This is a genomic window from Photobacterium lucens (assembly GCF_009873615.1).
Classification (GTDB): Bacteria; Pseudomonadota; Gammaproteobacteria; order Enterobacterales; family Vibrionaceae; genus Photobacterium; species Photobacterium lucens.
In genome coordinates this window covers 13,544-26,734 of sequence record NZ_SSMG01000170.1, presented here as the reverse complement: position 1 = coordinate 26,734, position 13,191 = coordinate 13,544, and the positions used below count along the sequence as shown (strand labels likewise).

The 13,191-nt window shown below is 43.1% G+C and carries 15 protein-coding genes; 12 read left to right on the top strand and 3 right to left on the bottom strand.

The window, feature by feature from the left end; all coding sequences use genetic code 11:
- Positions 1-11: 11 nt before the first annotated feature.
- Complete coding sequence (gene mlaE, locus E5A76_RS07930; protein WP_053988042.1) at positions 12-794, bottom strand: lipid asymmetry maintenance ABC transporter permease subunit MlaE; 783 nt, start codon at positions 792-794, stop codon at positions 12-14.
- 53 nt (positions 795-847) lie between these two features.
- Positions 848-1,648 carry a phospholipid ABC transporter ATP-binding protein MlaF gene (gene mlaF, locus E5A76_RS07925; protein WP_053988041.1) on the bottom strand — a complete coding sequence of 267 codons (801 nt, stop codon included), beginning with the start codon at positions 1,646-1,648 and terminating at the stop codon, positions 848-850.
- A gap of 518 nt (positions 1,649-2,166) precedes the next feature.
- On the opposite strand from mlaF, the gene E5A76_RS07920 reads away from it, so the two are divergent.
- The 11 genes from E5A76_RS07920 (at position 2,167) to mgtE (ending at position 11,093) form a co-directional block, all read left to right on the top strand.
- Entirely contained in the window at positions 2,167-3,126 is a 960-nt protein-coding gene (locus E5A76_RS07920) for a calcium/sodium antiporter (RefSeq protein ID WP_053988040.1), read from the top strand.
- 14 nt (positions 3,127-3,140) lie between these two features.
- The gene (locus E5A76_RS07915) at positions 3,141-4,112 is read left to right on the top strand and encodes a KpsF/GutQ family sugar-phosphate isomerase (protein WP_161118586.1); all 972 of its coding nucleotides are present in this window, start codon (positions 3,141-3,143) and stop codon (positions 4,110-4,112) included.
- Between the two features lie 63 nt (positions 4,113-4,175).
- Complete coding sequence (gene lptC, locus E5A76_RS07910; protein WP_053988038.1) at positions 4,176-4,739, top strand: LPS export ABC transporter periplasmic protein LptC; 564 nt, start codon at positions 4,176-4,178, stop codon at positions 4,737-4,739.
- Positions 4,720-5,226 carry a lipopolysaccharide transport periplasmic protein LptA gene (gene lptA / locus E5A76_RS07905; RefSeq protein ID WP_053988037.1) on the top strand — a complete coding sequence of 169 codons (507 nt, stop codon included), beginning with the start codon at positions 4,720-4,722 and terminating at the stop codon, positions 5,224-5,226. The genes lptC and lptA overlap by 20 nt, the downstream gene beginning before the upstream one ends.
- Before the next feature lie 9 nt (positions 5,227-5,235).
- Positions 5,236-5,961: an LPS export ABC transporter ATP-binding protein gene (gene lptB, locus E5A76_RS07900; protein ID WP_053988036.1), complete on the top strand. Its 726-nt coding sequence runs from the start codon at positions 5,236-5,238 to the stop codon at positions 5,959-5,961.
- A 72-nt stretch (positions 5,962-6,033) separates the two neighbouring features.
- Entirely contained in the window at positions 6,034-7,503 is a 1,470-nt protein-coding gene (locus E5A76_RS07895; protein ID WP_053988035.1) for an RNA polymerase factor sigma-54, read from the top strand.
- 35 nt (positions 7,504-7,538) lie between these two features.
- Positions 7,539-7,826 carry a ribosome hibernation promoting factor gene (gene hpf, locus E5A76_RS07890; protein ID WP_053988034.1) on the top strand — a complete coding sequence of 96 codons (288 nt, stop codon included), beginning with the start codon at positions 7,539-7,541 and terminating at the stop codon, positions 7,824-7,826.
- 3 nt (positions 7,827-7,829) lie between these two features.
- On the top strand, positions 7,830-8,279 hold the full coding sequence (gene ptsN / locus E5A76_RS07885; RefSeq protein ID WP_053988033.1) for a PTS IIA-like nitrogen regulatory protein PtsN: 450 nt from the start codon (positions 7,830-7,832) through the stop codon (positions 8,277-8,279).
- Positions 8,280-8,318: 39 nt separating this feature from the next.
- Positions 8,319-9,170, top strand: a complete 852-nt coding sequence (rapZ, locus tag E5A76_RS07880; protein WP_053988032.1) for an RNase adapter RapZ — start codon at positions 8,319-8,321, stop codon at positions 9,168-9,170.
- Entirely contained in the window at positions 9,167-9,439 is a 273-nt protein-coding gene (locus E5A76_RS07875; protein ID WP_107166909.1) for an HPr family phosphocarrier protein, read from the top strand. The genes rapZ and E5A76_RS07875 overlap by 4 nt, the downstream gene beginning before the upstream one ends.
- 292 nt (positions 9,440-9,731) lie before the next feature.
- Positions 9,732-11,093: a magnesium transporter gene (gene mgtE, locus E5A76_RS07870; RefSeq protein WP_053988031.1), complete on the top strand. Its 1,362-nt coding sequence runs from the start codon at positions 9,732-9,734 to the stop codon at positions 11,091-11,093.
- 91 nt (positions 11,094-11,184) lie between these two features.
- Here mgtE and pmbA read toward each other — a convergent pair whose 3' ends face one another.
- Positions 11,185-12,528, bottom strand: a complete 1,344-nt coding sequence (gene pmbA / locus E5A76_RS07865) for a metalloprotease PmbA (RefSeq protein ID WP_161118585.1) — start codon at positions 12,526-12,528, stop codon at positions 11,185-11,187.
- Between the two features lie 113 nt (positions 12,529-12,641).
- Here pmbA and yjgA point away from each other — a divergent pair, with 113 nt between their 5' ends.
- A complete protein-coding gene (yjgA, locus tag E5A76_RS07860) occupies positions 12,642-13,166 on the top strand; it encodes a ribosome biogenesis factor YjgA (protein WP_053988029.1) in 525 nt (174 codons plus the stop codon).
- Positions 13,167-13,191: the final 25 nt, after the last annotated feature.

The following is a 13,191-nucleotide window of genomic DNA, read 5'->3' as shown; positions in this document are numbered from 1 at the left end:
ATCCTTTTTACCTAGCTGCCAAACATCAGCGCGGTCAAAATAAAATCTAAGCCCAAAACGGCGAGTGATGAATTAACAACGGTGCGTGTTGTCGCTCGGCTGATCCCTTCAGAGGTTGGCACCGCATCGTAACCATTAAAGACTGCAATCCAAGTTACTGTGATTGCAAAGACAACAGCTTTAATAATGCTATTACCAATGTCATAGCTAAAGTTCACCGATGATTGCATCACGGACCAGAAACTACCGTAATCAATCCCTTTCCAGTCAACACCAACGATCTGTGCGCCCCATAAGCCGACCACACTGAACATTAATGCTAACAATGGCATCGAGATCACGCCCGCCCAAAAACGTGGGGCAATCACACGACGTAGTGGATCAACCGCCATCATCTCCATACTAGAAAGCTGCTCTGTGGCTTTCATCAAACCAATTTCAGCGGTCAAAGCAGAGCCTGCACGTCCAGCGAACAATAACGCAGTCACAACAGGTCCTAACTCACGTAATAGTGATAACGCTACCATCTGACCTAAACTGGTTTCAGCACCAAAATCTGCCAGCACGATATAGCCTTGCAGACTCAATACCATGCCAATAAACAGACCTGACACTAAAATAATCGCCATTGACAACACACCTACTGAGTAGAGTTGCTTCATCAATAACGGAAACATTTTTATAGGCTGAGGCTTACTGACCAATGCCCCAAACAACATGAGCGTTGCCCGCCCCATGGTTTGGCATTTATCAATACCGCTTCGCCCTATACGAGCTATCGCATTAACAATCATTTTGCTCATTATCCATGTAATTACCGATGTATCTGACACATCGAGCTAAATGCTTAACCAAAGAGATCTTGTTCTAACGGCTGAGCGGGGAATTTAAATGGTACTGGTCCATCAGCATCACCATCAAGGAACTGACGAACCCGTGGATCGGGATTATCACGTAGCTCTTGTGGCGTACCACTACCGATAATCTTTCCGCCCGATAGCAGGTAAACATAATCAGCAATACTCATCACTTCAGGCACATCGTGTGAAACCACCACTGATGTCATACCCAATGCTTTATTTAAGCTACTGATCAATTCAACCAGCACACCCATGGTGATCGGATCTTGACCAACAAACGGCTCATCGTACATCATCAACTCTGGATCAAGAGCAATGGCACGCGCCAATGCTGCACGACGTGCCATACCACCTGATAGCTCATTCGGCATTAATTCTGCCGCCCCTCGTAAGCCAACTGCTTCAAGCTTTAATAACACTAAACTGCGCAGTAAGTCTTCCGGTAAATCGGTGTGCTCTCGTAGTGGAAATGCAACGTTATCAAACACATTCATATCGGTAAAAAGCGCGCCCGATTGAAATAGCATGCTCATACGTTTACGTGCTTGATACAAATCACGTCGACTTAACGTTGGTATATTCCATTCATCAAACCAAACCTCACCTTTTTCTGGTGTGATTTGACCGCCAATCAAGCGTAATAATGTGGTTTTACCAATCCCCGATGGCCCCATGATAGCGGTGACTTTTCCTCTTGGCACATCAAGGGAGATATCATCAAAAATGTATCGTTCACCACGAGAAAAAGTAAGATTTTTAATCGAAACCAGTATATCGCTTTTAGCCATTGCTTCGTATTCGCCTCTATTTACTGGTGATTCTTTATGAAATACCGATAATTATTTTAAAAATCAGCCAACTAAAAATTAATCACATAAAAACTATCATCATTATGTGAAGAAATATTATAGCCGACGATGATAAGGAGAATAAATCACCAACTCAAGTTAGTCGGCTTATCTCCCAGCTATTTTTGTTTATTTAACAATCATTGCAGCGGCTTTCATCAATAGGTATCCCTATTTATCTCTTCTGCTACGCCTTTAGTTTTATTTCAACTCTATAATTGTACGCTATTCATAATATTCAAAAAACCAGATAAAAAGAGTGTGCTTTACAAGCCTAAGATAAGAAATTCATCTTATTTGCTATTTTCACATCTAAATGCAGCGAATGAGAGAATTAGTCATTTGTTATACTTCCCTTTTGCGTTGCTAACCGTCAAAATTAGCCGCAAAGATCAAATACGACTTAACGATTGATTCACTTCCATCGTTCCAACGTGCCATTTTTAAAAGGGATTAGAATGCTCGAAGCCATTGTGTTGCTCTGTGTAGGGTTAGTTTTATTAGTGTGGAGTGCAGACAGGCTTGTCTATGGTGCAGCCGCACTTGCACGCAATTTTGGTGTTGCGCCGCTTGTGATCGGTATGACTATCCTCGCAATGGGCTCATCGGCTCCAGAAATGATGGTTTCAGCCACAGCAGCACTTGCAGGTAAAACAGATACTGCCGTCGGTAACGTACTGGGCTCTAACATTGCCAATATTGCTCTTATTTTAGGTATCACTGCGCTACTTAAACCGCTTTCTATCAGCTCTACGATTATTCGCCGTGAATTGCCTTTAATGCTAGGTGTTACTGTTATTGCTGGCTTATTACTTTGGGATAACTATCTAGGGCGTATGGAAGGTGCTTTCCTTGCCGTCCTATTTATTCTATTCCTGCTTGCGATGCTAAAAATTAGTCGAGCAAATAAAAACGACCCATTAATGGAAAACCAAGAAGAAGAAATTCCCACCGGCGTTAGTAACTCATCAGCATTAATTTGGGTCTTTATCGGCTTAGGTCTACTTCTTTATTCTTCTGATATGGTGGTAGAGTCAGCGGTTACTATCGCTAAATACTTTGGTATGAGTGATTTAGTAATTGGTTTAACCATTATTGCTGTTGGTACTAGCTTGCCAGAACTGGCCGCTTCCATCGCTAGTATCTACAAAGGTGAAGATGATATGGCGGTAGGTAATATTATCGGCTCCAACGTCTTTAATATCCTTGCTGTGATGGGGATCCCGGGTCTTCTTAATCCATCCGTATTAAGCCCACTTGCGATGAGCCGTGATTTTTATGTCATGTTAGCGCTTTCTGTATTGCTATTGCTGATGGCTCTTGGTAAACGTCGTCGTATCAATCGTGTTGAAGGTGGTATTTTGGTTATTTGCTTTATTGCCTACCAAGCCTACCTATTCTTAAACGTTTCCGCATAATGGAGAATTTTCAGATGTCTCGCTCCTTTGACTTTTGTCGTCATGGTAAACAAGTGTTGGATATAGAAATCCAAGCACTACAAAACATCAGCCATTACATTGACGACAGTTTTCATCAAGCCTGTCAGCTCGTCTTAGACTGCCAAGGTAAAGTCATTGTGATGGGAATGGGAAAATCTGGTCATATCGGGCGTAAATTAGCAGCAACGCTAGCCAGTACTGGTACGCCTGCCTTTTTTGTTCATCCAGGAGAAGCCAGCCACGGCGATCTGGGGATGATCAAACAAGAAGACGTCGTTATCGCGATCTCCAATTCCGGTGAAGCCTCTGAAATCCTTGCTCTTTTACCTGTTATCAAACGCCTAGGTATTCCTATGATCAGCATGACAGGTAAACCAAACTCCAGCATGGCGAAAATGGCGATTGTGAATTTACAAATCACCGTTGAAAAAGAAGCCTGTCCACTGAACTTAGCGCCGACATCAAGCACCACTGCAACACTCGTGATGGGTGATGCCTTAGCCATTTCTGTAATGGAAGCCCGTGGCTTTACCGCTGATGATTTTGCTCTCTCTCATCCTGGTGGTGCATTAGGACGTAAATTATTAATGCGCATTGCTGATGTCATGCATAGTGGTGAAATGCTGCCTATTATTGAAGAAACTGCCAGCATCAAAGATGCTTTACTTGAGATCTCACGAAAAGGCTTAGGTATGACAGCTATAGTCAATGCTCAGCAAGAGCTAAGTGGCATCTTCACCGATGGTGATTTACGTCGCCTACTTGATAAACATATTGATATTCATACCACGAGTATTGGTGATGTCATGTCACGTAACCCACAAACGATCTCCCCTCAGTTACTGGCAGCAGAAGGCCTAAAAATCATGGAGGATCGTAAAATTAATGGGTTATTGGTGACCGAAAATAATCAACTTGTTGGGGCGCTCAACATGCATGATTTATTAAAAGCAGGCGTGATGTAGTAGCATACGCAGGCAAATTGCGTAACGCATAAGAATAATGAAATATGATAAAGGCTTAAGTCTATGACTTTAAAAAGGCTACTCTATGTACTTCTCGCAGTATTTTGTGCATGGTTAGGCTATTACCAACTAGAACAGCATTGGCAAAAAGAAAATCAGGTGAAGCCTGATGATGAAAAGCCAGTATTTATTGGTAATGATATTAGCAATACAACATTTGATCTTTCAGGTATCCGCAGTTACCAGATCGACTCAGATCATCTTGAATACTTTGAGAAAAGTGGTCAAACCGACTTTGTTAAACCTGTACTGTGGGTATTTAAAGACGGCAGCAATGCGGAATGGCGTATTAGCGCAAATACCGCCATGCTAGACAACAAAAACATTCTGAACCTTCATGGCAATGTACGTATGTTTAACTTATTGCCAGATTCAGATATTCAAGTGATCAAAACCGATAACTTGCAATTGAATATTGAAACGCAAGATTTTAATACTCAAGACCACGTCACCATTACCGGCCCCGCTTTCCAAAACCAAGGCGACGGTATGACAGGTAATATGAAGCGTAAAGTAGCTAAACTCTTAAAGAATGTGAAAAGTAGATATGAACCGAATCAAAATTAGTGCTCTACTATGCTTATTATGTGTCAGCGCACCGTCTTGGGCATTAAAAAGTGATACTAAACAACCTATTAATATTGACTCTGATAGCCAAGAAATCGATGTGCAAAACAACATCGCAACCTTTACTGGCAATGTAAAACTGCGCCAAGGCACCATTGATATTCGTGCTAACAAAGTTGTGGTAACACGACCTAACAGTCAATCTAAAGATCAAACCATTGTCGCTTATGGTAACCCAGCCACCTTCCATCAAATCATGGATGACGGTAAACCTATCGACGGTGAAGCGCTAAAAATGCGTTATGAAACCAAAACCGAATTCTTGAAGATGACAGACAAAGCGGTTTTAAACCAAGACGGCAGTGAGATTAAAGGTAACGTCATCACTTATAAAATTGATGAGCAGCGTTTAGTCGCGAAAAGTGGCGATAATGAGCGTGTTACTACTGTCATCCAACCAAATCAATTGAACAATAACAAGAAATAAACAGTATCTATGGCTATTCTAAAAGCTGAACACCTCGCAAAGAGCTACAACGGACGTAAAGTTGTTTCTGATGTTAGCCTTGAGGTTGAATCTGGAAAAATTGTGGGCCTACTCGGTCCAAACGGTGCTGGTAAAACGACATCGTTTTATATGATTGTGGGTCTTGTTGCTCGCGATGAAGGAAGCATCACTATTGATGGTGAAGATATTAGCCTTCAACCTATGCATAATCGTTCACGCATGGGTATTGGTTATCTTCCTCAGGAAGCATCCATCTTCCGCCGTTTAAGTGTTTACGATAACTTAATGGCAGTACTACAGACCCGTAAAGAGTTAACGAAAGAACAGCGCCAAGACAAAGCTGAAGATTTGTTAGATGAATTTAATATTCAGCATATTCGTAACAGCTTAGGTCAGGCACTTTCAGGTGGTGAACGACGCCGTGTCGAAATTGCACGTGCACTTGCCGCTAACCCAAAATTTATTTTACTTGATGAGCCTTTTGCTGGTGTTGACCCAATCTCCGTGATCGACATCAAAAAGATCATTGAACATTTACGTGATCGTGGGCTTGGTGTCTTAATAACAGACCATAATGTAAGGGAAACACTTGATGTCTGTGAACATGCGTATATCGTAAGTCAAGGGCATCTTATTGCGAATGGTACACCTGAGCACGTTCTTAACGATGAACATGTTAAACGTGTTTACCTAGGTGATCAGTTCCGTCTATAACCCACAGATAGGTCTGCGATTGAAGAAAAAGCCACAGTATAAAAATAATAACGACAAGGTATATCTACGTTAATGAAAACTTCGCTCCAGCTTAAGCTAGGCCAACAACTGGCCATGACGCCGCAGCTACAGCAAGCCATTCGACTGCTGCAGCTTTCCACTTTGGATCTCCAACAGGAAATCCAAGAAGCACTCGATGGTAACCCATTGTTAGAGCTGGAAGAGAATGAAGATCTTTCAACAACGGACGATAAAGCTGCGGCTGATTCAGCAAAAGATGACATATCAGACAATATTGATGACATTGAAAGTTTTGATACTGCCGATGTCATTGAAACCCATGAAATGCCAGAAGATCTTCCTGTCGATACAACATGGGATGATGTCTACAGCGCAGGCACTGGTAACACAGGCATTGCCCTTGATGATGATGTGCCTGTTTATCAAGGCGAAACCACCGAATCTCTTCAAGACTACTTAATGTGGCAAGTTCACTTAACACCATTTAGTGAAACCGATTTAGCCATCGCCACAGCCATCATTGATGCAGTTGACGAGAAAGGTTACCTTTCTTGTTCTACTGAAGACATTTTGGACAGTTTTGAAGATGAAGAAATCGAACTTGATGAAGTAGAAGCCGTATTGAAACGCGTTCAACAGTTCGATCCTCTCGGTGTGGCTTCACGTAACTTGCAAGAGTGTTTGTTACTCCAATTAGCAACCTACCCATCGGATACTCAGTGGCTCGCAGAAGCAAAAATGCTGTTAACCGAGCATATTGATCTACTGGGTAATCGTGATTACCGCCAGTTAATGCGTGATACCAAATTAAAAGAGTCCGATCTCAAAGCGATAATGGCACTGATCCACTCGCTTGATCCTCGTCCGGGTAATCGCGTGATCAGTACAGATACAGAGTACGTGGTGCCTGATGTATCTGTATTTAAAGACCACGGCAAATGGGTCGTCACTATCAATCCAGATAGCGTGCCACGCATCAAGGTTAACGAACAATACGCTGCGCTAAGCAAAAATACGCGCAATAGTGCTGATAGCCAATTCATTCGTACTCACCTTCAAGATGCGAAATGGCTGATCAAAAGCTTAGAAAGCCGAAATGAAACATTACTTAAAGTGGCTCGCTGCATTGTCGAACATCAGCAAGACTTCTTTGAGTATGGCGAAGAAGCGATGAAACCTATGGTGTTAAATGACATCGCGCTTGCCGTAGAAATGCATGAATCCACCATATCTCGAGTGACTACGCAGAAATACATGCATACACCTCGAGGTATTTTTGAATTGAAATACTTCTTCTCAAGTCATGTCAGTACGGATAACGGTGGCGAATGTTCGTCGACTGCAATCCGCGCACTGGTGAAGAAACTTGTTGCTGCTGAAAACCAAGCGAAGCCATTAAGTGATAGCAAAATTGCGACACTGCTAGCTGAGCAAGGGATCATGGTTGCAAGGCGTACTATCGCTAAGTACCGTGAATCTCTAGGTATTCCGCCATCGAATCAGCGAAAACGTCTGATCTAAACTACTCGTTCAGATCCAACAAAAGGAAGATGTCTATGCAAATCAATATTACAGGGCACCATGTTGATGTAACCGATTCTCTACGTGAGTATGTCTTAGCCAAGTTTGAAAAACTTGAACGCTTCTTCGATAAAATCAATAATGTGCAAGTCATTCTTAATGTTGAAAAACTTCAGCAAATTGCAGAAGCTACCCTGCATATTAACGCAGGGGAAATCCACGCAAAGGCGGATTCTGAAAATATGTATGCCGCGATTGATGAATTGACTGATAAACTCGTTCGCCAATTAAACAAACACAAAGATAAGCTCAACAGCCACTAAACTATGCAACTTAGTCATGTATTGAGCCTGGACTGCACAAAAAGTGCAGTCCCTTGCTCCAGCAAAAAGCGCGCACTAGAACTTATTAGTGAGATCGCTGCTGCTCATCTCGATCAAAATCCACAACCTTTATTTGAATGTATGCTCAACCGTGAAAAGATGGGCACTACAGGCATTGGTAATGGTATTGCTATCCCACATGGACGTATCAGTAACAGCGAGCAAGCTGTTGCCGTATTAGTTCAGTGCCAAGAGCCGATTGATTTTGATGCGATAGATAACCAACCCGTTGATCTGCTGTTCGCTCTTTTTGTTCCAGAAGATCAATGTAAAGAACACCTTAAAACCCTTGCAAGCATGGCTGAGAAACTCGGCAATAAGCAAGTGTGTAAACAGCTTCGTAATGCCAAAAACGATCAAGAGCTGTATCAGATCCTAACCGATGAATCATAATCTCCTGCTTCATATCCCTAATTCCGAGGTAAATAAACCATGATGTTGATGGTTGTCAGTGGCCGCTCTGGTTCTGGAAAATCTGTCGCCCTACGTGTACTTGAAGATCTCGGCTATTACTGTGTCGATAATCTTCCAGTGAATTTACTACCACAGTTTATTCATGATATCGCCCATACCGAGCAAGACATTGCTGTTAGCATCGATGTCCGAAACATGCCGCAACAACCAGGTGAAGTAGAACGTATTCTAAAGTCTCTGGAAAAAGACATTGATGTGAATGTTATTTTCCTTGATGCCGATGATAAAGAATTGGTGAAACGCTACAGCGAAACACGTCGCTTACATCCTTTGTCTCGCCAGAATATGACGCTAGAGCAAGCAATCACCACTGAGCACCAACTGCTAGGCGATCTCAAAGAGCATGCAGATCTGGTGATCGACACCACTAACAAATCCATTCATGATTTAAGCGAAACAGTACGCTCTCGTGTGTTAGGTAGAGAAGCCAAAGAACTGATTCTGGTGTTTGAATCATTCGGCTTTAAACACGGTTTACCCTCAGATGCCGACTACGTATTTGATGTGCGTTTCTTGCCAAACCCTCACTGGGTACCGGAATTAAAACCGCAAACAGGGCTAGACCAAGGTGTTAAAGATTTTCTATCCAGCCATAGTGAAGTCAACCAGCTAAATTACCAAATCCGCAATTTCATCGAAACTTGGCTACCAATGCTGGAGAAAAACAACCGCAGTTATGTCACTGTTGCCATTGGCTGTACTGGCGGTCAACATCGCTCTGTTTATATTGCGCAGTCTCTTGCAGATTACTTTGAGCATCAAGGGCAACAAGTCCAAGTTCGCCACCGCACATTAGAAGAGAAACGATGACAGTCCAACGCGAATTATTCATTAAAAACCGCTTAGGCTTACACGCACGCGCTGCCATTAAGCTGGTTGAGCTAGCACAAAGCTTTAGTGCCGTGATCACCGTCAGTAACGACGATGTCTCAGCCACAGCCGACAGTGTAATGGGACTTTTAATGCTTGATTCTGCACAGGGCCAAAAAATTATGGTTAGCGCAGAAGGTGATGATGAAACCGCTGCACTAGAAGCCATTTCTGCATTAATCGAAGCTGGATTTGATGAAGAGAGTTAATGCTCTCTTTATCATATGACGATAAAATAGCTTACCGTATCTCTACTCTATGTTTCTTATACGTAAAAACTCTCGAACACATCTAAAATTCCGCTCCGATTACCGCTATTATTAATAACTCTGTAGGCAACAGGCGATAACTTTTCGTTTTAAGCGCCAAGCAATTGTATATACCGCATGTGTCTGAGGGATAAATTCACTGTTCAGACGTAAATCATATGAGACAAAAGCTAGGTTATTACGTTAAAATTCAGCTTATTGCGCCATCAAAATATAAGTGGGCCTAATACCTATGGCGGATGTATTAGAACAAGATCAAACCCATCAACGACTTCAAGAAGTTAATACAGCTTTAGAAAATGGCATGTTTGTCCATGTTCGCCGACTCCTACAAGATATGGAGCCGGAGGATATTGCACATCTATTAGAAGCCTCACCTCCTAAAGAGCGTCAAGTGCTATGGCAACTGACGGATCCGGAAGAGCAAGGTGAGATCCTTGATGAACTGTCTGAAGATGTAAAAGATGGCATCGTCTCGCAAATGGAGCCAGAAAAACTGGCAGCTGTTACCGAGGGGATGGAAACCGATGACGTTGCTTACGTATTACGTAGCCTTCCTGATGATCGCTATCAAGAAGTACTGGCGCAAATGGATGCCACCGATCGTCATCGTATCGAAAAAGCGTTAGCGTATCCTGAAGATACCGCTGGCGGTATGATGAGTACCGATTTCATTACCATTCGTGGTGATGTAACCGCAGATGTGGTTTTACGTTACCTACGTATGCGCGGTGAGCTTCCTGAAGCTACCGATGCACTCTATGTGGTTGATGAAAATGAAGCTCTGATCGGTCATTTATCACTGGCAAGCCTGATCACAACGCAACCTGATGTTGAGATCAAAGACGTGATGGAAGATGCCGATGAAGCGATCCCTGTTGATATGGCAGACAGTGAAATTGCCAACCTGTTTGAACGCCGTAATTGGGTATCAGCGCCAGTTGTCGATGAAAATAATCACCTGTTAGGTCGTATTACCATCGATGACGTGGTTGATATTATCCGTGAAGAAGCTGAACACTCAATGATGAGTATGGCGGGTATGGATGATGACGAAGATACCTTTGCGCCCGTTATTAAATCAGCGAAAAGTCGTAGTATTTGGTTAGGTGTTAACGTACTAACTGCCTTGGCTGCAGCCTCTGTTTCCAACATGTTTGAAAACACTTTACAGCAGATGGCGACCGTAGCCGTATTAATGACTATCGTTCCATCAATGGGCGGTGTAGCAGGTAACCAAACTGTCGCACTGGTTATTCGTGGTTTAGCTGTCGGTCACATTGGTGATACCAACACCCGTTGGTTACTGAGTAAAGAAGCTCGAGTCGGTTTAATTAATGGCTTTGTATGGGCTTTAATTATTGGTGCCGTAGTGGTGATCTGGAAAGGCAGTTTAATGCTCGGTGCCATTATGGCAGGAGCAATGCTGGCTAACTTATTTGTCGCAGGTGTTGCTGGGGTATTGATCCCAATTGGCTTGAAGAAGCTCAAGATAGATCCAGCGCTTGCTGGCGGTATGGCATTAACTACCTGTACCGATATTGTCGGCTTAATGGTGTTCCTTGGCCTTGCCACTATCTTTATCACACCATAACAGATGATGACATTCATCAGATAAACAAAAAGCCCGGATCAATGATTCGGGCTTTCTTCTTTCTATGGTTTGCTATTCATTACAATGAATATTACTCACCAGCAATCTTCATTGAATCTAGCAACATAGAACCAGTTAAGATCTGGCTGCGTGTTTCCGTATCATTACCAATCGCCACAATGTTTTGCATCATATCTTTAAGGTTACCCGCAATAGTGATCTCTGATACTGGGAATTGGATCTGACCATTTTCAACCCAGAAACCTGCCGCACCACGAGAATAATCACCTGTGACAATGTTCACGCCCTGACCCATTAACTCGGTGACTAATAAACCACGATCCATCTTCTTCAGCATTTGCTCGAAGCTTTCACCGGTCGATTTCACCATCCAGTTATGAATACCACCAGCATGACCTGTTGGCTGCATATTCATTTTACGAGCAGCATAGCTAGTTAGAAGATAAGTCTGTAACACACCATCTGTAATGATTTCACGATCATAAGTCGCTAAACCTTCGCTATCAAACGGGGTACTTGCCATCCCACGCAAGATATGTGGGCGCTCGCTAATATCTAACCATTCTGGAAAGATTTGCTCGCCTAACTTATCAACTAAAAACGACGATTTACGGTATAGGTTAGCGCCGCTAATCCCCATCACAAGATGACCAAACAAACCCGTTGCTACATCAGCAGCAAACATCACAGGTGCTTCACGAGTTGTTAGTTTTTGTGCATCAACACGGCCTACAGTACGCTCTGCCGCATGACGCCCCACACGCTCTGGCGTCCATAAATCCGATGCAATGCGAGAAGTGGTGTAGCTGTAGTCACGCTCCATCTCACCATTTTTGCCTTTCGCAATCACACAACAGCTAATGCTGTGACGGCTAGATGCGTAACTTGCCAACATGCCATGACTGTTACCGTAAACACGCACACCATAATGGCTATCGTAACTTGCACCATCACTTTGCTTAATACGAGGATCGTACGCTAGTGCGGCTTCTTCTGCGGCAATGGCAATCGATGCTGCGCGATCAGGCTCTGGCTCATCAGGATGGAAAAGATCCAGATCAGGAATATCATGCGCCATTAGCTCTTTCGGGCCAGGACCTGCAAACGGATCTTCTGACGTATAATTGGCAATATCTAGTGCCGCCGCCACTGTTTGAGCAATCGCCGCTTCACTGAGATCTGATGTTGATGCACTGCCCTTGCGATTTCCGCGATAAACAGTGATCCCCAATGCGCCATCACTATTAAATTCAACATTTTCAACATCACACATACGTGTAGAGACGCTGATCCCTGTTGTTTTGTTAATGGCTACTTCGGCGGCATCCGCTTGTTTACCGGCGACTTCTAGCGCTTTCGCGACAGCGGCTTCCAGTTCAACTCGCTGCTGGGCTACCTGTTCTCTTACGTCCATACAATCACTTAAGGTTAGGGTTTTGCTTATTGGTTATAGAATAATGTAATTTACGCCCAAAATCGTTATTAAACTGATAAAATAGAGCTATTGATAGTGTTAGTGAGCCCATTATGAGCCGTAAAAACAAAAAAGCCCCTTGGGATGAAGAAGAGGAAATCATCTGGGTTAGTAAATCCGAGATGAAACGCGACATGGATGCGCTACAAAAAATTGGTGAAGAGTTAGTGGAATTAAAGCCCAATGCTCTTGCTAAAATGCCTCTTGATGATGACATGATGACTGCAGTAAAAGATGCGCAGCGCTTCAACAAAGAAGCACGTCGTCGTCAGCTTCAATACATCGGTAAGCAAATGCGCTTAATCGATATTGAGCCAATCCAAGCGGCATTAGACAAGCTACGTAACAAGCACTCTCAGCACACGGTTGCGCTGAAAAAGCTTGAACAAAAGCGTGATAAGCTAATTGAAAATGGCGACAGCATGATCAACGCCATTTTAGTTGATCACCCAGATGCTGATCGTCAGCACTTACGTCAGCTTGTTCGTACAGCGACCAAAGAAAAGGCACAGGAAAAACCAGGTAAAGCTTACCGTGAGATTTTCCAATACCTTAAATCTTTATACCTAGAAGACTAAGTCAGTCTTGAGCTAGATAGTAAAA